Source organism: Leptospira fainei serovar Hurstbridge str. BUT 6 (assembly GCF_000306235.2).
GTDB lineage: Bacteria > Spirochaetota > Leptospiria > Leptospirales > Leptospiraceae > Leptospira_B > Leptospira_B fainei.
This window is the reverse complement of sequence record NZ_AKWZ02000010.1, coordinates 1,373,263-1,394,128: the sequence shown is the minus strand read 5'-3', so window position 1 is coordinate 1,394,128 and position 20,866 is coordinate 1,373,263. Positions and strand designations below refer to the sequence as shown.

Annotated in this window: 17 protein-coding genes and 1 pseudogene; 10 read left to right on the top strand and 8 right to left on the bottom strand. The window is 43.7% G+C overall.

Going from position 1 to position 20,866, the window contains the following annotated elements:
• Window positions 1-76 precede the first annotated feature (76 nt).
• Window positions 77-493, bottom strand: coding sequence for a MaoC family dehydratase (locus LEP1GSC058_RS15615; RefSeq protein WP_016549726.1), 417 nt, complete (start codon window positions 491-493; stop codon window positions 77-79).
• Window positions 494-506: 13 nt separating this feature from the next.
• Complete coding sequence (locus LEP1GSC058_RS15610; protein ID WP_016550475.1) at window positions 507-959, bottom strand: FAS1-like dehydratase domain-containing protein; 453 nt, start codon at window positions 957-959, stop codon at window positions 507-509.
• Window positions 960-1,168: 209 nt separating this feature from the next.
• Between LEP1GSC058_RS15610 and LEP1GSC058_RS15605 the strand changes: the two genes are divergently transcribed.
• Window positions 1,169-3,565 carry a sulfatase gene (locus LEP1GSC058_RS15605; protein ID WP_016550521.1) on the top strand — a complete coding sequence of 799 codons (2,397 nt, stop codon included), beginning with the start codon at window positions 1,169-1,171 and terminating at the stop codon, window positions 3,563-3,565.
• Window positions 3,566-3,658: 93 nt separating this feature from the next.
• Here LEP1GSC058_RS15605 and LEP1GSC058_RS15600 read toward each other — a convergent pair whose 3' ends face one another.
• Complete coding sequence (locus LEP1GSC058_RS15600; RefSeq protein WP_016549534.1) at window positions 3,659-4,966, bottom strand: OmpA family protein; 1,308 nt, start codon at window positions 4,964-4,966, stop codon at window positions 3,659-3,661.
• A gap of 202 nt (window positions 4,967-5,168) precedes the next feature.
• Here LEP1GSC058_RS15600 and LEP1GSC058_RS15595 point away from each other — a divergent pair, with 202 nt between their 5' ends.
• From LEP1GSC058_RS15595 to LEP1GSC058_RS15565, 7 genes and pseudogenes are all read left to right on the top strand, one after another.
• On the top strand, window positions 5,169-6,656 hold the full coding sequence (locus LEP1GSC058_RS15595) for a PAS domain S-box protein (RefSeq protein WP_016549760.1): 1,488 nt from the start codon (window positions 5,169-5,171) through the stop codon (window positions 6,654-6,656).
• 108 nt (window positions 6,657-6,764) lie between these two features.
• Window positions 6,765-7,447 (top strand): annotated as a pseudogene (locus LEP1GSC058_RS15590) (TolC family protein); the annotation flags it as partial.
• Complete coding sequence (locus LEP1GSC058_RS15585) at window positions 7,442-8,191, top strand: TolC family protein (protein WP_408605705.1); 750 nt, start codon at window positions 7,442-7,444, stop codon at window positions 8,189-8,191. The pseudogene LEP1GSC058_RS15590 and the gene LEP1GSC058_RS15585, both read left to right, overlap by 6 nt.
• Entirely contained in the window at window positions 8,188-9,000 is an 813-nt protein-coding gene (locus tag LEP1GSC058_RS15580) for an efflux RND transporter periplasmic adaptor subunit (RefSeq protein WP_016549782.1), read from the top strand. Before LEP1GSC058_RS15585 ends, LEP1GSC058_RS15580 begins: the two co-directional genes overlap by 4 nt.
• Window positions 9,000-12,095 (top strand): efflux RND transporter permease subunit, encoded by a 3,096-nt coding sequence (locus LEP1GSC058_RS15575; RefSeq protein ID WP_016550228.1) that lies wholly within the window; start codon window positions 9,000-9,002, stop codon window positions 12,093-12,095. The genes LEP1GSC058_RS15580 and LEP1GSC058_RS15575 overlap by 1 nt, the downstream gene beginning before the upstream one ends.
• 125 nt (window positions 12,096-12,220) lie before the next feature.
• Window positions 12,221-13,303: a helix-turn-helix domain-containing protein gene (locus LEP1GSC058_RS15570; protein ID WP_016549471.1), complete on the top strand. Its 1,083-nt coding sequence runs from the start codon at window positions 12,221-12,223 to the stop codon at window positions 13,301-13,303.
• Window positions 13,304-13,575: 272 nt separating this feature from the next.
• Window positions 13,576-15,339 carry a CocE/NonD family hydrolase gene (locus tag LEP1GSC058_RS15565; RefSeq protein ID WP_051133835.1) on the top strand — a complete coding sequence of 588 codons (1,764 nt, stop codon included), beginning with the start codon at window positions 13,576-13,578 and terminating at the stop codon, window positions 15,337-15,339.
• 26 nt (window positions 15,340-15,365) lie between these two features.
• On the opposite strand, the gene LEP1GSC058_RS15560 is transcribed toward LEP1GSC058_RS15565, so the two are convergent.
• The 3 genes from LEP1GSC058_RS15560 to cutA form a co-directional block, all read right to left on the bottom strand.
• Window positions 15,366-15,950 carry a hypothetical protein gene (locus LEP1GSC058_RS15560; RefSeq protein WP_016549657.1) on the bottom strand — a complete coding sequence of 195 codons (585 nt, stop codon included), beginning with the start codon at window positions 15,948-15,950 and terminating at the stop codon, window positions 15,366-15,368.
• The gene (locus tag LEP1GSC058_RS15555) at window positions 15,947-16,564 is read right to left on the bottom strand and encodes a hypothetical protein (protein WP_016549783.1); all 618 of its coding nucleotides are present in this window, start codon (window positions 16,562-16,564) and stop codon (window positions 15,947-15,949) included. Before LEP1GSC058_RS15555 ends, LEP1GSC058_RS15560 begins: the two co-directional genes overlap by 4 nt.
• A gap of 108 nt (window positions 16,565-16,672) precedes the next feature.
• Window positions 16,673-16,990, bottom strand: coding sequence for a divalent-cation tolerance protein CutA (gene cutA / locus LEP1GSC058_RS15550; RefSeq protein ID WP_016550764.1), 318 nt, complete (start codon window positions 16,988-16,990; stop codon window positions 16,673-16,675).
• 100 nt (window positions 16,991-17,090) lie between these two features.
• On the opposite strand from cutA, the gene LEP1GSC058_RS15545 reads away from it, so the two are divergent.
• A complete protein-coding gene (locus LEP1GSC058_RS15545; RefSeq protein ID WP_084680433.1) occupies window positions 17,091-17,981 on the top strand; it encodes a patatin-like phospholipase family protein in 891 nt (296 codons plus the stop codon).
• A gap of 80 nt (window positions 17,982-18,061) precedes the next feature.
• Here LEP1GSC058_RS15545 and LEP1GSC058_RS20385 read toward each other — a convergent pair whose 3' ends face one another.
• Entirely contained in the window at window positions 18,062-18,211 is a 150-nt protein-coding gene (locus tag LEP1GSC058_RS20385; RefSeq protein WP_016550712.1) for a hypothetical protein, read from the bottom strand.
• Window positions 18,212-18,920: 709 nt separating this feature from the next.
• Window positions 18,921-19,085 carry a hypothetical protein gene (locus tag LEP1GSC058_RS20380; RefSeq protein WP_016550979.1) on the bottom strand — a complete coding sequence of 55 codons (165 nt, stop codon included), beginning with the start codon at window positions 19,083-19,085 and terminating at the stop codon, window positions 18,921-18,923.
• Between the two features lie 569 nt (window positions 19,086-19,654).
• Here LEP1GSC058_RS20380 and LEP1GSC058_RS15535 point away from each other — a divergent pair.
• Complete coding sequence (locus LEP1GSC058_RS15535; RefSeq protein ID WP_016549400.1) at window positions 19,655-20,818, top strand: acyl-CoA dehydrogenase family protein; 1,164 nt, start codon at window positions 19,655-19,657, stop codon at window positions 20,816-20,818.
• Window positions 20,819-20,866: the final 48 nt, after the last annotated feature.

The following is a 20,866-nucleotide window of genomic DNA, read 5'->3' as shown; positions in this document are numbered from 1 at the left end:
AACTTTTTATTTTATCCCCTGTTAAAATAAAAAGGACCTCCGAAGAGGTCCTGAATAAACGAATCGTTTAATTCGATTAACAAGATACGACTAATTCTCCGGAAGCCTTTACTTCCCCCGAATCATCTGCGGCTTCCACTGCTACGACCAGCAGCCTTTCTCCGTTTTCTTCCTTTTTGCGTTTTACTTTACCGTTGCAAGTCAATCTTTGTCCCGGCTTTGTCATCGCTTTAAACGTTACACCGAATTCCTTGATTTGTTTCTGATCGGCCCAAGCGGTGCAAAGACGTCCGATTTGAGCCATAACGAACATCCCGTGTGCGATGGTTCCGTCCAATCCGGTCTTACGCGCAAAATCCGGATCGTTATGAATCGGATTAAAGTCCCCGCTCGCACCCGCATAGCGGACCAAATTTGCGTGAGTAATAACGTCGGTTTTTAAGGGAGGGAGTTCCTGCCCGATTTCGAATTTATCAAATTCTATTTTGCTCATTGATTTTCTCCAATCACTGCTCGGGTTTACGAATGAAAATGGACATCTCCGCTTCGACTACCGTATCGCCTTTAGAGTCGCGAATCGTGGTCTTAAAAGTCATTGTATCCATTTTGCCGACGGTAACGTTAGTGCATTCGCCTTGAGACGAGACTTTTCCCGGATAAAGGGTTTTGACATACGTGTATTTTTCCTTTAAATGGAGAATACGAGACGTATCCACTCCCATATTTTCCATATCCTGCCAAATTTTAGGGTAACCCCAAAATTGAATCACAGTCGGATATGTCGGCGGAGCCGGGATATCCTCGTAGCCGGCCTTTTTTGCCGCCTCTACATTGAAATAAATTGGATTCGTTTCTCCGATCGCCTGGCAAAATTCGCGGATTTTTCCGCGCTCTACGTCGAACTCGTAGCGGTCCAGTTTCGTGCCGATCAGGTCTTTTGATATGCCTTTTTCTGCCATAATCCTTTCCTAATTTGGATCGTAATCCTCCGATAAGCGGAGGTGGTGCTTAACCGCCCTAATTTTTTACCTCGGAGTCTTCCGGTCTATTGCTTTTTCCTTTCCAGGCCTCGACCGTTCAGAACGAACGTTCACCGAATACTGTTAGCCTGATCGGTTTCGAGTTGTAAGACAAAGAGGATAAAGAATCGTGTACCTGTTTTCCGTTCATGATCTCGAATAAATATTATCAATCTTTCGGTCTTTTCCTACTAGGAATTTTACTTTGCATTCCGAACTGTCGAAAAATCATTTCGCAACCGTTCGGAGAAGAAAGCGTAAACCTCCCAGTCTGGGACGGTTTGAGGTCGCTCTCCAAGACCGGAAGCGTTTGTAAAGGCGACGCGGAAAACGAAATCAAAAAGATCGCTTTTCATTATAAGAAAAACCCCGCACGATATTCCAATCTGTCGAGTCAGGACCGTTGGAGAAATCTACAATTTACGATTCTACTAGATAAGGAAAATCTACTGAACGATTCGAGAGATAGCCTCTTTCTCTTTGAAGGAGGGGATTGTACCATCTCTTCGGAGTTTATAAGAAAGGAAGCGAGACTTGCATCCGAAAACGGCATTATCTTCTCGTTTTCTGCAACGATCCTTTCGGCAAAAGGAGAGAAGATTAAATCCTCTGGAAAATTGGAAATCAAACTCGGAAACGAAATCGTATTCAACGAAACGATATCGGGACAAGGAGATTATTGGGAAGAGTTTAGAATTCCGTTAACGGGAAATACCGCAAAACTATTAATCTCCGAGATGAAACCGAACTGGAGCTTCCGCTGGATTCCAGCCGAAAAGGATTCCTTCGCTTTTATCGGAGAACCGCTCTTATTTTCAAAAGTATCTTCACCCGGCGATTGGGGCCCTAAGGAAAATCTAATCCTGATCGTCGTGGATGCCTTGCGTCAGGATCGTCTCGGCTACGGCGGTTCGCCGGTTCCGACAAGCCCGGTGTTGGATCGCCTCGCGTCACAATCGATCGTGTTCGAAAAAGCTTTCGCTAATGGAAATTGGACGAAACCGTCCATGCTATCTTTTTTTACGTCCAAGATCGCTTCGGAACTCGGAATGGGAAATGCTTGGTTCTATTCCACTAACTTGCATAGAAAGATTTTTTATTCCAAGAATCCGGAGACCCTTGTGAACCATCTCAGGAGCGTCGGCTTTGTAACTGCAAGCTTGATGAATAACGTTTTCCTACTAGACTATACCGGTGTCGGAGTGGATTTGGGGTTTCACAGACTGTTTCAGCCCGGAAAAGACAAGGCGGATACGGAGCTTATACTTAAAGAATCCTTAAAGTTTCTGAGAGAGAATAAAGATCGCAGGTTTTTTCTTCACATAAATATTAATACCCCCCATTATCCGTATTTACCGGAACGAAAATATCTGGAAGCGTTGGAGAAATCCGTTCCCGCCGAAATATGGAAACAGTACGACCCTTACGTTCGAAAATACATGGCGGAAATCTTATATACGGACGAAGTAATCGGTAAAATTCTAGACGAAGCCAAGAGAACCGGAGTTTATGATAAGACCTGGATCGCAGTCGTCGCGGATCACGGCGAATTACAAGAGATGGAACATTACTATCACCATCATTTCGTAGCTGAAAATCTTCACGCCCATGGAGAAAGTCATTACGACGAGGAAATACGCGTTCCTTGGATTTTACATCCTCCAGAATCGTCGAAGTCTCGAATTAGGAAATGGAAATTCGAAAGACAGGTCTCCCTACTCTCTTTATTCCCCACGTTGGTTGGCGCCATGGGGTTTCCTTGTCCCGAATCTGCCTGCGCCGGATCCGACTACTCTCTGGCGATATTCGGGGAGAAAGGGCGGGATTTTGAAGAAGTCGTTTATACGGAAGGCAGATTTTCCGAATCGATCCGGACGGAAGAATTAAAGCTGATACGTAGGTATCCCGGTTATGAAATCGTACGTCGAACTAGAGAAGGCGCTCCGCATTCCATGCCGGAGGAACTTTACGATCTCGTCTCGGATCCTCATGAAATCAGAAATCTCGCACCGGAAAAATCCCGAATGCTGGACAAAGCGAGAGCACTTCTAGCTTCCAACAGTTTAAAAAAGAATTCATTCGTTTTAAAATTACCCGCCTCCGATAAAGCGAGCGTACGTAAGATCGATCTTTTCGTAGACGGAGGAATTTATCGTTTTTACTCGGACTCTTCCTTTGAAACACTTCGATCGGAACATCGAAATCTATCCTTAAAAGTATCTCAGGCGCCGGGAAAAGAGGTCATTTTAAGAATAGATACGGTTGAGCCGACGTTTCGGTTTAGACTTTCCTTATGGAAAGACGGTCAATTAGAGAATTATAAATCCGGAAAGTGGGGATTCTCTCAGGAAGCGGGAAATCAGGTTTACGCGATCTCTCCCGAAACCGTCGCATCTTCTAAACTCCCTTACGAATTTCGTTCTTCGACCGTGCCTTACATATACAACGACGCCGGATTATCCGGAAATTCCGATTCTCCGGATCAAGCAGCTTTGGGAAAAGAAGTCCGGAAAGTTCTGGAAAGCTGGGGTTATATTCACGAATAGATCGATTTCGGAAATCGACAAGATCCTCTAATAAAAAAAATCTTGGAGCACTTATACGAGGCCGTTAATAGGCCTCTAAAGTCGGCTTAACCTTCAATCTAAAACAATGGTAATGTCAACTCTTCGATTCTTAGCTCTCGATTCTTCGGACGAGTTGTCCGAAATCGGCTTGGATTTTCCGTATCCACGATAAGACATTCGAGCCTGATCGATACCGTGAGCGTCCCTAAGTTCCTGCAATACCGAAAGAGCTCTCTCTTGAGAAAGTTTTAAATTATATTCCTGGCTCCCCCGATCGTCCGTATGACCACTAATGCGAATTTCCTTGTTTGGGTATTTTTTAAGCGCCTCCGCGATCTTCGAAATTATTTCTTTGGAAGATTCCTGAAGATCGGAGCGATTCGTATCGAATAGAAGATTATCCAAGGAAAGCGTAACTCCTTCTTCGGATTTGCGTACCTCGACCGGGGCGCGATTTGCCGGCTGATCTTTAGCCGGGCTCTCTTCCCATTCGGGCCAATGCAATCCGTTTCCGCCGGCGCTAGGTTTCTTCCCAACCGGTTGCGAGGATTTTCCCCGCATCGGTCCGAGTATTTTTTTTACTTCTTCCGCAATTTGATCCTTATCCGGCTCGCTCAAACTTCTTTGCTTCGAATAAAGTCCATGAATATCGAAAGACATTTCTTGCGAGATACCATTCGGATAAAGAAACGTGTAAACTAATTGAATATGTTTATATTGGGGAACTCCCGCAGTAGCGTCGAAAAAAACCTCCCCTTTTGCAAATCCGTATATCTTATAAGGAACTCCGAGGACAGAAGCTCCCGAATCATGCAAGAGAGTATACGTATATTCTATCAATTGTGCGCGACCGTTCTCATTTGCGTAAGCCCAATCTTGGGTTCCTTTAAAGGAGTATTTAGCTTGTACCGGAATTTCTACTCTCGATTGTGAAAATTGAAAGTTCTCAGTTGCAGGCTTGGTCCATTCGCTTCCCTTTTCAACCGCATTCTCTGAAAAACTTGGGAGAGAGCGTAGATTCGGCATAATGTATTTGGCGGGAACCTTGTATTCGCCGAGATCCGTTAAGAGAAATCTGCTTTTGTAAGTTCTATCCTTATAAAAAGCGGAATCTACTTGCGGAAATTTAGTATAGGTGTCGAAGATTCCCGCCAGTTCACAACCTTCCGAATCGCATTTCTCGGTTCTTAATACGATTCTATTCTTATCCTCCCGACGAATAATTCTAGTACCTTGGCGAGCCTGAACTTTATGATATTCGTTTAGTTCTAAGTCGTCTCCGGCCTTAAGCTTCCATCGGAAAAGAGTCGCCTCTTCCGAAAAAATAGAAACGGGAACCACAATCAGTAATATTAACAAACCGCGAAACAAGGAAGCCATATTAATAATGTCGATGCTTCCTGAAAGAAACTTAGAGCGAATTCGCAAAAAAGACGTAAAACATTTGCTTTTCACCCGCCTCGATTCGGACATACGCGTTTCATTTTCGGGTGATTTGTTGAAATCCATTACCGGAACCAATCTTCGTATCCATCTAAATTTGCCTATTCTCGTCTTTTAGTTGAAAGGAATTCGGCTCTTCTTGCCCAATTGTGCTATGGCGGATCCTAATCTTGATTTCTTTAAATATCTTATCGAAGAAGGACGGGAACTGGTCTGCCTTCACTCTGCAGACGGTACATATCTTTATGTGAGTCCTTCCATCAAAACCATTGCCGGTTACGAACCGGAGGAACTGATCGGAAAAAAACCGAATGATTTTTTCCATTACGAAGATCAGGAATACATAAAAACGACCGGTCAAATTTCTTCTCTACAAGGAAGCGAGAATAATATGACTGAACATCGCTTTCTAAGGAAAGACGGCAATTTTGTTTGGTTGCAAACGTTGACTAGACCCATCAGAAATTCAAAGGGGGAAGTATTTCAATTGCATACAACGTCTCGCGATCTATCGCAAGAAATTTCCATCCGAAAGAAATTGAAGAAATCGGAAGAATTGCTTCAAGAAGCTTGCAAGCTCTCGCTGATGGGGGCTTGGGAATTGGATTTAACCACGATGATTTCAGAGTGGTCGCATTATGCCCATGAATTGTTGGAAATTTCCCATAACAATATGATGAGCTTCGATGATAGCTTACGTTTTTATCCGGAAGAAATCCGGACAATAATACAAAAATCGGTTTTTGAAAGCGCTAAATCCGGCGAATCATGGGATATAAAAGTTCCTGCAAGGACCGGAAAAAATAAGCCTATATGGATTCGAATTATCGGAAAACCGCAATCGGCTGACGGGAAAACCGAAAAAATTCGGGGAGTTTTCCAAGACGTCACGAAAGAAGTGGAAACTGAAGAGAAAAATAAAACTCTAATTAACCAACTGACTCGCCAAAATCATCAGCTGGAAGAATTTAACAGAATCATATCCCATAATCTCCGCTCACCCGTCGGAAACCTTCCTATATTGGTCGATCTGCTTCGGGAAAGTTCAAATCAAGAAGAAACGAACAAGTATCTTCATATGCTTCAAGAGCTTTCCACAAAAATGATGGGGATTTTAGACGATTTAGTGGATGTAGTAAAAGTTCAGCAAGCCAAGGACTTAAAGCCGGAGAAAATCATTTTTGATAAAATCTTGGATTCCGTTTCGGCCGGTTTTTTACCTGAAATTCAGAAGCGAAAGGCCGTTATATCCGCAGACTTTTCGAAATTGATATCATTCCGATACAACAAAGCGTACATGGAGAGTATCTTCTCCAACTTACTTTCTAATTCTCTTAAATACTCGATAGATGCCGTTCCTCCCGAAATTAAAATCGAAACCTCTGTATCGGCGGGAAAACATTTTTTAACTTGGAGCGACAACGGCTGCGGAATTGATATGAAAAGGAACGGTGCGAAAATCTTCCAATTACACAAAACATTTCATCCGAATGTCCGAGGTAAAGGGTTAGGCTTGTTCATGGTGAAAAGTCAAATTGAATCGATGGGAGGAGACATCGAGGTGCAAAGCATTCCAGGCGAGGGAACCAAATTTACGATCTGCTTCAACAAACATACCGACAATTGAATAAAAAAACTTGCCTCTTTATTACTGCCATATTTCCCTAGTACCGAATTCTTCGTTTCGTAACGGAGAAATTTTACCGAAGATTTATATGAGTCCGAGTCATCTTACATGTTCCAAATCCTTCACAATTCCCCTAGGAGAGGAACGGCCTATTGCCTCGGGGTCGTTGTCCTTGCTATAATCATCTTGCGGAGGCGCGTCTTTCTGCTCGTTTCCGTTCTATTACAAACGAGTATCGTAATCCTCCCTAATTTACTTTCGGCACAATCAAACGAATTCGACCCGATCAATTTAAGTATAGAGGAGGCGGTTCAGCTAAGTTTAGAGAAGAATCTAACTCTTATCGCTAAGAAATATGATGTGGATATCGCAAAGGCCGACGCGATTCAAGCCGGTCTTTATCGAAACCCTTCCTTTAACGCGCTATCGAGCTTGAACCCTTTCGGACCGAACTATAACCAGTCGACAACCGGTGGACCGAAACAGTTGGACCTCCTACTGAACCTTCCGCTGGATCTAAGCGGTAAAATAAGGAGCGGAAAAAAGTCGCGCAATCTCGAACGCAGATAACCGAGATTCTTCTCGAAGCCGCGCTGAGGGATATCGCTTATCAAACCCGCGTTGCATACGTGGATCTCATCTTAAAGGAAAGATTGCTGCAGCTTTTTCGAGACAGAGAGAGCAACTTAGAGCGGTTGGCAAGAACCATCCAGAACAGGATAGGAGGCTCGGGAATTCAGCCTCTCTTATTAACGCGCGCGCAACTTGCGGTCGATAGCGCCTTAGTGGACACGCAAATCGCCTTAGCCGATACCGAAGCTGCCCGACGTGCGCTGGCATTGCTTCTAGGAAAAGAGGGAGCTCCAAATTTAATTCCTGTTACGAAACTCCGGGACGTGGAATTGGAAGATCCGCCTCCGTATGAAAAAATCATAGATAGCATAAAGGAAAACTTTCCTAATCTAGTAGCGCTGCGTTTAGGTATTGGCCTAGCGGAAAAACAAATTACTTTGGCCGAAGCTCAGGTTTGGGACGATTTCACCATTTCAGGCGGGTGGACTAGACAATACGGAGTCGGAGTTTGGCCGAATTCCATACCGTTGACTTCCGGGTATCCTTTAGAAAACGGCCTTCCGGGGCAAAATTCCTGGGCATTCGGTTTTAACGTACCGATCCCTTCATTGAACCGAAATCAAGGAAGTATTCGAAAAGCGAAAGTAACTAAACAGCAAGCGGAAGTATATTATAAAAATGCGGAAATATCCCTCGAGAAGGATTTAAAAGGTCTTATCATCAGTCTGGCTCTGAATAAGAAGATCATTCAACAAATTGAATTAAGTCAATTACCAAAGGCTCAAAGAGTTTTGAATAACCAACAAAGGTTATTCGGAACGGGCGGCGCCAACCTTTTGGAATATTTCGATGCGATCAACGCTTACAATGCGACTTTATCCACGTATTATAAAGCAGTTGCCGATTATCGCAAGAATAAGGCTAGACTTGAAGCATATTTGAATCTTGGAATACGCTCATGAGTCGGCTAGGCATAGTTTTTATAGCGATAGTGCTGCTTGCCGCTACGTTTCTGGCGTGGGCTTGGTGGAAATTTTCCAATCCGGTAGTGACCAAACCTCCCGTTTTCTTTACGAATGAAGGCGATAAGATTCGCTTTTCTCCGGATTCCGAATTCGTGAAGGGAGTCCTTTCAGAGCCGGCAAAGAAAGCTCCGGGAGGAAGAAATGTCTTTCACGCCGTCGGTCAGATTTTATTATTAGTGGAGCCTTCGGGCGCGCTGATTGGCTCCCAAAAAACGTACGTCCATTTGGATCAAAAACTCTCCGCTCGACTGGGAATAGAAAAACCTGACGCACCAATTAACACTTCCTTCGGTATAGTAGAAATCCCTAAAGAACAGGCGGATCAGATGCGAGTCGGAAGTCGTTTGTTAATTTCGCTATACGGTCTTAGGAAAGCTTCCGCGGTCGGAAGAATTCTAAAGATTCAGACCGCAGAAAACTCCAGGAACTTTTCATCCTTACTTTTTAAAATCGATCAAGGACGGGACTGGTACCCCGGTGCAAATTGTGAAATTCATTTTCCTGAAATTTCAAGCGTGCCTTCGCGGATACCCGCTAGGTCCATCGTTCATTTTCGGAAATCCGATCACGTATTCATTGAATGGGAAAAGGGTCTTTATTCGCCTCGAGTAGTAACCGTTTTAGAGGAAGACGATACTGCATTCAACGTATTAGGCGTGAAACCCGGAGAACGGGTCGTAACAAAAGGAGCCATTTTACTCCAACCATTTTTGACCATTAAAGAACGTGAGGATCGAGGAAACTAATGAAACTGGATTCGCCAATTCATCGTTCAGTAATTTTCGCCTACGAAACCAAATGGCTTACGTTCGCACTTGCTGTAATCATCAGCGGGTTCGGAATTATCGCGTTTCAATTCTTAAATATAGACGCTTATCCTGACATTTCCGGGGTTCAAGTTCAGATTATCACGGAATTTCCGGGTAGAGCCACGGAAGAGGTCGAACAACAAGTGACTGTCCCGATGGAAAGGACGATGGCAGGCTTGCCGAAAATAGAAGTCATTCGCTCTCGGACGATTTTCGGACTTTCTTTAGTTCAGATCATTTTTGAAGAGGGAGTAAACGATTATTGGGCTCGGGAGCAGGTTTATCAAAAAATTTCCGAAGCGCCTTTACCTCCGGACGCAACATCCTCAATCGGTAGCTTGGCAACCGCTTACGGAGAAATCTACCGATACGAATTGGTCAAGACAGACGGTCATGATCCGATGGAGCTGCGTACTTATAATGATTGGGTGATCATTCCTGCGCTGCTGCGTGCCAAAGGAGTCGTAGAAATCGCGAATTTCGGCGGCTTAGGCAAGCAATATGCGATACATATCGAACCGGAAGACTTATTGCGTTACGGAGTAAAGCTCCAAGAAATCGTAAATGCGGTTCAGGGGAATAATAGTAACGGCGGAGGTTCCATCTTACAGAGAGGGAGTTCCTCCATCGTAATTCGGGGTTTGGGAAGGGTACAGAATTATAAAGAGCTGGAAAACGTCTTTATTAAAAACAGCTTCGGAACGGAGGTTTTCGTTCGAGATGTTGGCAAGGTAGTTTTAGATCATTTGCCGCGAACAGGCGTTTTCGGAAAGAACGGACAAGACGACAGTGTGGAAGGCATCGTAAAGATGCGGAGAGGCGAAAATCCGTCAGTCGTTCTACTTAAAATTCAGCAAGTCGTTAAGGAACTAAACGAAGACATTCTTCCTCCGAATATCCGAATACAACCGTTTTACGATCGTTCGACTCTAATTCGGGAAACCCTCAATACGGTAGCTCATAATACCTTACTCGGAATATTCTTCGTAGTTTTAACGTTATTTATTTTTTTGGGGAATTTACGGATGGCGTTACTCGTCGCGCTTACGATTCCGTTTTCTCTGCTATTTGCACTTTCTCTAATGTTCCTAGCGGATATACCGATCAGCCTCCTCTCCATAGGCTCGATCGATTTCGGAATCATCGTGGACGGCGCCGTGATCGTCTCGGAAAATATAATCAGAAGATTCTCGGAAGTCAGAAGAAGAGGAAGCAAAGAAATAGTTCCGTTAGAAGGATCAAAGGAAGTTCAAAAACCGATGATCTTTTCGATGTTGATCGTTATCATCGCTTACCTTCCTCTACTCTCCCTAACCCAAATAGAAGGGCTTTTATTCAGGCCGATGGCAATGACGCTTTGTTTTGCTTTGATAGGAGCTCTGATTTTTTCCCTATATCTTGTTCCTCCGCTTTCCTCGATTTTCTTTAAGAATGTGGATGCGAAACATCATGAAGGAGAGAGTCGCATATTCGTATTCCTGCAAAAAAAATACGATCAATTGCTTCCTAGGCTCGTAAATAGGAAACGTAGAGTTGCCACTACTTTCTTGGTATTTTTCTTCGGAATTCTCATCATTATAGTTCCGAATTTAGGAACGGAGTTCCTTCCGTATATGGACGAAGGAGTATTCTGGCTCAGGGCAAACTTTCCGGAAGGAATTTCCCTCAGGGAAACGTCGGAATACGCTTCCGAAATAAGAGGAATATTAAAGGAATTTAAAGAAGTTTCATACGTAACTTCCCAGACCGGAAGAAACGATGTCGGTAACGACCCTTTTCCGTTAAACCGAATCGAATTCATGATCGGACTGAAGGATAAGTCCGAATGGAAAGATTATAATACTAAACTTAAACTCGAGGATGCGATTCGAAAAAAGCTGAGAGCGAGATATCCTACGCTCCGGATGAATCTTACTCAGCCCATCATCGATTCAGTAACCGAAGATACTAATGGGACCTCCGCGGATCTAGCGGTCGATTTGCTAGGACCGGACCTAGAAGTCTTGAGAACGATAGCGATTTCAACCTCGGAAATTTTAAAATCCACTCGCGGAAGTGTAAACGTAAACTTAGAGCAGGAAGGCCCGCAACCTCAACTCCAGATTCGAATCGATAAGGAAAAAATCTCTCGATATCGAATATCTGCCGCGTCCGTAAATAACGTAGTGAATACCGCGATCGGCGGACTACCGGTTTCCGAGATTTATGAAGGTGAAAGAAAATTCGATATTCTAGTCAAGTACGCACCCGAGCATCGGAAATCTCCTCAAGCAATAGCCTTACTTCCAGTGTTCAATGAACAAGGAGAACCGATTCCATTAGGACAAATTTCCGAAATACGCGTGTTGGACGGAGAGACTATTATCGCTCGCGGCAGAGGAAGCCGCCGAATCACCGTTAGGACGGACATACGAAATAGGGCCCAAGGCGATTTTGTTTACGAAGCTCAATCCAAATTTCAAGATAAAATCAAAATGCCGAAAGGATATAAAGTCGAATGGCTGGGAATGTTCGAAAATCTCTCTCGAGCACGGAAGCATTTCGGCTTGTTAGTACCCGTTTCCCTCGGGATGATTTTCATAATTTTACTTTTTTTATTCCGATCAATTCCGTTAGCTTTGCTGGTTCTTCTATCCGTCCCGTTTGCAATGACCGGATCGTTACTCGCCCTATTTTTACGAGGGATGCATTTTTCCGTTTCGGCCGGCGTGGGATTTACGACTTTATTCGGAATCGCGTCTATGCATGGAATTCTTCTCGTGAGCAGAATTCGACATCTGCAAGAAGAAGGACATTCAGTGGAGAAAGCCGTATTGGAAGGAGCCGGCCTTAGGTTGAGACCGGTGCTTATGACCGCTTTCGTAGCCTTTATCGGATTATTGCCCGCGTCTTTATCGAACGGTATCGGTTCGGATATACAAAGGCCGATCGCTACAGTCATGGTTTGGGGAATCTTAAGTTCTGCCTTTCTAAGTCTATTCCTACTGCCCGTTTTCTATTCGATAGTCGGCGAGCGAATTAAAGTAAAATAGCGAAGTCTTACTCGGTCGGCTTCCATTCATTAAAGCGGAAAGACGAAGTCCGTTTCCAAACGGATTTCAATACGTTGCAATGAAAGCAGTTGACATGATGTCCGTTTTAGAAGCCTCTTAAACAAGTGATTCCTTTTCTCCAGGAAATAGTTTTCTTCGGAGCACTCTTTTGCCTACTTCTTGGAATAGGCGCCTTGCTCCGACCTGAACGAACCATTACTTTCAAAATTCTTTTTTTACTTTCTTTCGGTGTCTCCGTACAATTCTTCTATGTCTATTTTCTCTTAAAGGAGATTTATTTCGAACCTTCGTTTTTAAATCATCTTCATATTCCTTTCGCTTGGATCCTAGGGCCGGGAATGTATAGCTTATTCTCAGTAACGGTTCAGGAATACACTTCGTCTAAATCCGAAATACGTTTTTATCTCCCTGGTATTCTGCTTTTACTCGGATTCCCTCTTGCTTATCTTATATCGCCGGAGCTATTTATATCGAGACCGATCGATTATTTTAAAGAGGGAAAACATAGTTGGTTGGATATCCTACTAATTAGCGCCTATATAGGTAACCTACTATACTATCTAACCGTTGTATGGCAAACCCGCACCTTATTTCGACTCGAACATTTAAAAACGGAAGCAGGCGCAAGAATCTTATTCTATATCATCCTAGGGAGTGGAAGCGTAACGACGATCTTGATCGCGTCTTATATTATCCGGGATTTAGATCTTCTATTTATCGCGACCATAGCCACTATATTCTATGCGGTAATCGGATACCTTGCGCAATTGAGCTTTCCCCAAATTTTCCACGAAATCGGACCGTCCGTTCGAGAGGCATACCGAAATTCTAGATTAGAAGGAGTGGACTTACACGATTTAGGAACTCGCTTATCAGATTTGATGAAGCATGAAAAACTCTATTTGGATGAGGAATTAACACTTTCTTCCTTATCGATTAAATTAGACGTCAAACCATATCAACTATCGGAATATTTAAATCAGCATCGGAAAACCAATTTTTCCCGCTTTGTAAACGGATTCCGTGTGGAAGAAGCGATCCTGCTCCTAAAACGGGAAAATGGAGCCAATATTCTTTCCGTCGCTTACCGTTCCGGCTTTAATTCAAAAGCAACGTTCAACCTCGCCTTCAAATCCGTTACGGGAGTTTCACCTAGGGATTATATACGTAGCCTTAAGAATTCGTAATCTCTTCAAATCTCTTCACAGAAAAAGTCGTCGACTCTCCGCCATAGAGCCGACGTTTCCTGCTTAGAAGAAATCGTCGCATAGCGAATATAGTTTTATATAAAAGTATATGGTTTATAGAATTCTAATAAAAGGTCTTAAATCATTAATTAAGACCTTTTATTCGTCTAAAATAAGAATCTCAGACGATCTGATTTTTTTCCCTGCTATACTCCTTTAGCATTAAGCGAATCTATATGGCCTCGGCCAAAAAGCTTAAGGAGAAAGAGAAAATGAGAATTGGATATCGAACATTTGTTATGCGAATTTGCATAACATCCCTTGCTTGCGTTGCCGGCTTTTCTTCCTGCAAAAATGAGTCAGGGAATTCATCAGGGCAAAATGCGGCTTTCTTGGCTGCACTAATTCCTGGCGTTTCCCAACAGGCTCAGAACTCGGCGTCCATTAACGGAGTGTCAGCGTCTTCGTTTAGCGCGAGTGATACCGCCTCCCAAATCAACGCTGCATTCGCACAACAAAACGACGGAAGTTTCATCTTCGACGATTCCATTAAGGTAACTGCCCAAGATGGAGTAGTTCTTACTGCGAATATTTTTAAACCTGTGAATCCTCCCGCCGGTATGAAATATCCTGCGGTCGTTTTTGTAAACAGTTGGGCGCTTAATAAATACGAGTATTTAGTTCCTGCAGCGATACTCGCCAAAAAAGGTTACGTTGTCCTCAGCTATAATACTAGAGGATTTGGAACTTCCGGCGGATTAATTAATACTGCAGGCCCGTTAGACCGTCAGGATTTAAGCTCGATTTTGGATTGGCTTTTGGCCAACGCGCCGGTCGATCCGGCAAACATCGGAATCGGAGGAATATCTTACGGCGCTGGAATTTCCCTGATCGGTGTAAGTGAAGAGCCGCGTATTAAAACCGCAGTAGCTATGAGCGGTTGGGGAGATCTAAAACGTTCCCTTTATGGAAACAGTACTCCGCGCATAGTTTGGGGGCTCCTGTTAATCGGTTCGGGATATTTCCTAGGACATATGGATCCGATCATCGCTCAATACTTCCAAAACCTAATCGATCAAACGAATATTGCCGCAGTGAGCGCCTGGGCACAAGACAGATCTCCGGACAATTTCATAGCTCAGCTTAATGCTGCCGGAAAGCCGATATATATGTCCAACAACTTCGAGGACGATCTCTTTAACCCGAATGAGATTTTGGATTACTACGCTCAACTAACGGTTCCTAAGAAATTGGACCTGAACGAAGGAATTCATGCCTCGGCCGAAATTCCAGGAATACTCGGACTGTCTAACTACGTTTGGAGCAATGCGTATGATTGGTTCGATTATTGGCTCAAGGGAGTAAATAATGGAATTATGAGCAAGCCTCAAGTGAGTTTCCAAAAGAAATTTAACGGGGCTCGAGTCACCCTTCCTTCTTGGCCTTCGCCGACGGTAAGTCAAAAAACGTACTATCTAAAGCCGAGAGGACTTTTTACGGACGGACAGATCTCTACGACCCAAAATACGTCGAACGCGAATACCGTGATTCTATCCGGTGCGGACACTCTGGCGACTAGCGGAGTTCCGATAATTTCGGATATCCTCGCTGCTCATCTCGACGTACCGGTCACGGCTCCGGTAGGTTTAATCAGCCGAATCAACGGAATCGTTTATCAGTCGGATACGTTGGCCAGCGCGATAAAAATTCGCGGTAAGATTTTCTGGAACGGAACGGTTTCTTCTTCTTTGGGAAAGGCAAACGTAAACGTTTACTTTTACGATCTGGATACTTCCGGAATCGGAACCTTGATCACCCACGGAACAGGGACGATCTTTGACGCAGCATCGGGAGAAACTAGGAACCTATCGATCGACCTAAATGCAGTCGCTTACGATTTACCTGCCGGTCACAAAATAGCGATCGCTTTGGACACTTACGATCCCTTGTATTCCGTTCCGACCTTGCTTATCTACGCTCTGAGCGTAAAACATAGCGCAAGCCAACAATCGACTCTGGTAATTCAATCGGAGTAATTCCCCAACCATATCGTCGCAGGCTCTTAAGCTGAGCCTGCGTTTTTCTTAGTCTCCACGACAAACGACTCTAGTATCGCTCTAAAAATCGGCTCGTCATCCTCGTCTTTCGTATCGCTCGTTTGAGTCGTAAAAAAAATGGACGCGCCCTTCGGTTGCGAAAAATAGAAACGATTCAGATAAGTGAATTTTCCCGATTTATAATCGACCGTATATTTTTCCCTTGCCGCTAAAACGATGCCCTTAGGAAGATTTTCGTTTAAAGCTTCGATTCCGTCCTCGATCACTTTCGTTTCCGGATTATTCCTGGTGAAGAATTCTTTCTTCTTTCCTCTCATGCTATCGATCGTCGAAAGAAAAAACGATTCGTCAGTTTCGGAATAAAGAACGATCACTTGAAAAATCGCTTCTCCGTTCAACATGTCCAAATTAATTAAACGGGTTCGCGTCTTCCCTTCCTGAAACGTTTCATCGGAACTAACTTGCCAGCCCTTTGGATAAGAGAATTGAATTCCTTCCCGCGAATACGTTTCCGTAAGAACGGGAATTTTCGCTTTTTTACAGGAAACGAAAATAATCGAGCAGGCGAATAATACATAAACTAACTTCATGCATTTTCCCTTTCTTTCCGCCACTCTAAGTAATCGGGAAGTTCCGCTAATTCTATACAGCCTTCCTCGTCCGGGTCTTCCGGAATCGGCCCTACTTCAAAATGTTGGATTTCTTTCGGAAACTCCTCCTCTCCTAAAACAGTCTCAAGAAGAATAGTGACCGCCGTTCTCAGACCGGGATGATCGGCAACCGATTCAAAATCGGGTATGCATACTTTTAAACCGAACGAATTTTGTTGCTGGGTATTTTCGAGAGGTAAAAACCAAATCTCCTCCGAGTCGAATTCGATTCCCTCGTAACTCAACGTAAATCCTTCGGATTGAGAATGATCCGAGGAGAATATTTCCCAACCCGGAATTTCCGGAGCCAGATCGACGAATCTCTCCGCTTCGGCATAAAGCGACTCGTCCCCGGCGGTAATTATAGTCAATTCTTGAAGACCGGCTTCCTCGCCGGCGATTTCAAAATAGAACTCTTCGTTCACCGCTTGGAGTCTATCCATTAACTCATCAAAGAGTTTATCGCGATCCTCGTCGTTGATCCGGTCTATTTTAGAATAAGCAGGATGTTCTTTTGCGAACCATTGCCAAAATTTTTCCGCTGCATCGCTCATTTTTCGCTCCTTCCGAGAATGCCTTAAAGCACAAAGAATATAACGAAAATCGTATTTATTCCTCGAGGCGATCCAAATGTTTAAAGAAATCCGATAAAAAGGAAACTATTATTTTATCGTTTCCGTCCGGATCCATTCCAAATACTCCGCGTTTCCTTCCCGTATTTTCCAGCTAATAATGCACGGAACAGTATAACTGTGCATCGCTTTAACTCTTGAAATCACCTCGCCGGATAAGTCGGATCGAGTCTTTAAGAGTAATATGGATTCTTCGTCCTTTTCGATATTTCCCTGCCATCTATAAATGGATCGCATTTTAGGGATGATATTCGCACAGGCGGCGAGTCTTTCCGCCACCAACGCCTCTCCGATCTTCAATGCTTCCTCTTCGTTTTTAGTGGTGATATAAATCGTCCGAAATTCCATGCACTATCACTATCCCCTTTCTCTAAGAGGAAAAGTCGTTTTCCATCGTTCTCGTTTTTCGGAATTCCGAAATCGGCGTTTAAAAGGCGGGGGTAAAAATATGGACAGACAAACGGCTTGCTTCTACCACATTCCAATGGCCAAGTCCCCTACCATTCTCATCAAAAAATCCTTTGACGCTTTGTCCTTGAATTCGGCGTTTTTCGGTTTTTTTGCACATTCCGGTTTTGTCCTCGGCTTAAAGGAAATCGGCTTTAAACCCGCAAAAATAACCGGATCAAGTTCGGGAGCTTTAATCGGTTCGCTAATTGCAGCAGGAATTCCACCGGAAGAAATTACCCGATTTATCCTTACTTTAAAGAAAAAGGACTTCTGGGAAGGTAACGTATTTTCTCAATTTACAAAACCGTTTCGAAAGGGTTTGAAAAAATATTCCGGCTTTTTAAGCGGAAAGCGAATCCGGGATCTTTTAGAACCCTATATTGGGGGAAAAAACCTTAAGGACTTTCCCACTCCGATCGGTCTGGCGGTTTCGAATTTAACCAAAGGAATCCGGGAACTCAAGACGGAGGGAAATGCAATCGATCTAATTTTAGCCTCGATGACATTTCCTCTATTATTCGAAATTCCGATCATCGATGGGGATGAATTTCTGGACGGGGGCGTGGTCGACGCGGAACCGATCAAAGAACTAATTCTAGATCCCAGTATAAAACGAATCATTACCCACGAAATCGACAACGGGAAGCCTAGTTCCAGTCAGCCTTTGCTTCGGGCGTTCGACGGGTCCGTCAGCGTGATCAGTAGCGAAACGAGGGAATTAAAGGACCTAATCGCTCGAAAGTACGGAAAGAAAATCATTCGGGTAATCACTAAAACACCCTATCTTCATCCGAACAAAATGGCGGAAGGTCGGTTAGCGTTAGAATTAGGGAGACGATCCGCACATTCCCATCGAAACGATATTTTAACGAATAAAGGAACAAAATAAAAAGGATCATTCAACCGCGGTGTGAACGATCCAATTCATTCCTCCATCCATTCGATAGAGTTAGATGAGCTCTTCCTAGATTACTTCTTGTGCTCTTTTTTATTGTGTTCGGCTTTGTGAGCTTCTTTCTTAGCTTCATCTTTTTTAGGAGCTTCTTTTTTTTCTTCCGCGCTGAGAGCAAAAGCTGCAACAAGAGAGAGTGCCGTAATTGCGGGTAGTAGTTTTTTCATCGTGTTCTTCCTTACATCTGATTCCGAAGAGAAGATAAAACCTCACTTCAGTATTTTTAAATATTTCCGTTTTGATCTATATTTTTCAATCTTTTTTTCTGTTATATTAGACAAAAAATCATTTTAATAGATAATTAAACTAAAAATACCTTTATTTTTGCTGATTTATCCAGGTTATTGGATTTTCATCAGAATGGAATCTAACTCGTATACTTCATGTGTTCTTTGGTTAAAGGCAATTTTCCCAAATCCTAAAACCACGATTCGATCCTTCCGAAAAAAAATAGGCCCAAAGTCGTTATGCCAATTTAGAATACGATTTTGAAGCGAAAGAGAAGGAAAACGTCATTCGGAGTTGCTTCAAAGATTCCTCTCTCAGCTATGACGCGTCAGGCGGAATCTATGTTCCGCTCATTCTCTAAAGAAACCATTTTTGGGAAAAAATAGCTGACAGGTTGCAAAACGGGGTCATTTATACAAATTAGGGCCCAATTTTTTTGGGGTCCTATCGTCGCTTCACACTTAAGTCCGGTGCTAACGTATCTATTTCGTTAGGCCGGCTTTTTTTTGCCACCACGATCACCGGCATTTTTGATCTTCTTTCGGGGTCTGAAGGCTTTCTTAAAATAAAAAGGGCCGCCCTTTCGGGCAGCCCAGTTGTCGCTCCACACTTAAATCAAGCGCGAAGGGCTGAAGTCCGTTTAACGGATTACTTCTTTTCCTCTTTTTTGTGGTGCTCTTTTTTGTGGTGCTCTTTTTCGTGGTGCTCTTTCTTAGCTTCATCTTTTTTAGGAGCTTCTTTTTTTTCTTCCGCGCTGAGAGCAAAAGCTGCAACAAGAGAGAGTGCCGTAACGGCGAGTAGAAGTTTTTTCATTGTGTTCTTCCTTTTTTAATTAGCCGATTTAGATCGTTCTAAGTCGACATGGGATATGATAATTTCTTATTAAACCTAACGACAACAATCAAAATTCGCTATCCTATATAAAAAAATGCTAAATTGAATATCCGGTTTTCGAGCCCGAATCGGCAAAAAAAAGGTGAAAAAAAAACTTTCCAGTGGAACGAAACGAATCCTTCCAAAGGTCCTACCGCAAAATTTATTTTGTCTCCAAAATCCGGCTTCCGGAAATAAATTTCCCAACCGAAAACCCCCTTAGATCGCCCGAATTTCGGCAAATAATGCCAGTTTATCAAGATCCGGTCTCGAATCCTTAGGATGTACGTTCTTGACTTCGGAACCTTCCAACTAGAACCTGTATCTTAGGGTTCCTAAGGGAAGTTCCTCCGATCCCGTCTCGTTTAGTGAGGCGACCAATCGCAATTCTGTTCCAATTTCCGCCGACTCGTGCGAACGGCCAAATTGGGTTCGTTCGGGATGGGATGAAAGAAGCCAATTTATCCGTCCTCCCGGAGACCCGAACATCCCACATAAGGTTATCGAGAATGGATTTTGCACTATCGGACGATCAGAGAGCTCTTCGGGATTTAGCCCGCGACTTTTCTAAAAATGAAATTCGCCCCAAAGCCGAGCATCATGATAAAACTGGGGAGTATCCCCTACAAATTTTAAAAAAGGCCTGGGAAATCGGCCTAATGAACATTCATATCCCCGAAAAATACAACGGGGCCGGAATGAAAGAACTAGACGATGTAATCATCGGAGAAGAACTTTTCTGGGGCTGTTCGGCGATGGCAACGGCCATTTTAGCAAACAATCTAGCTTTGGCTCCGGTTCTAATCGGAGCCAGCGACGAGGTTCTCAAAAAATGGGTTCAGCCGATGACCGAGCAATTCCAACTTTGCGCTTATGCAGTGACTGAACCAGGTGCCGGTTCCGACGTCGCCGGAATTAGAACAACGGCCAGAAAAGTAGGCGACGAATATATTATTAACGGTTCCAAAATGTGGATCACCAACGCAGGTTATGCGGATTGGTTTTTTGTATTAACCAAAACGGATCCGGCTGCGGGACATAAGGGAATCACCGGATTTATCGTAAGTTCCAAGACCCCCGGCGTAATCATAGGTAAGAAAGAACTCAATATGGGGCAAAAATGTTCCGACACGCGTGGAATCACTTTCGAGGAAGTGAAAGTTCATAAAAGCCAAATGATCGGAAGCGAAGGCGAAGGATTCAAAATCGCGATGGGCGCCTTTGACCATACTCGTCCGGGAGTCGCAATCGGAGCGGTCGGAGTTGCCAGAGCCGCCATGGAACATGCCCTCGAATATGCGAAAACTCGCGCGGCGTTCGGAAAACCGATTATTGAAAATCAATCGATTTCGTTTATGATCGCAGAGATGGCCCGCGATATCGAAGCCGGAAGACTTCTTTGTTACCAAGCCGCATGGTTGATAGACCAAGGGTTTAGAAATACTTATCAGGCATCCATCGCCAAGGTATTTTGCGCCGATTCTTGCATGAGAATTACGACGGATGCAGTTCAGGTATTGGGTGGATACGGATTTAATTCTGAATACCCGGTGGAAAAATTGATGCGGGATGCTAAGATTTTCCAAATATACGAAGGAACTTCGCAAATTCAGCGCTTGATCATTTCCCGTTACTTATCCGAAGGAAAGGGAATCGAAGGACCGAACCTCTGAAGGAATTCTCCCTTACATACGACGAGTTTCTGAAACGAACTCAGATCG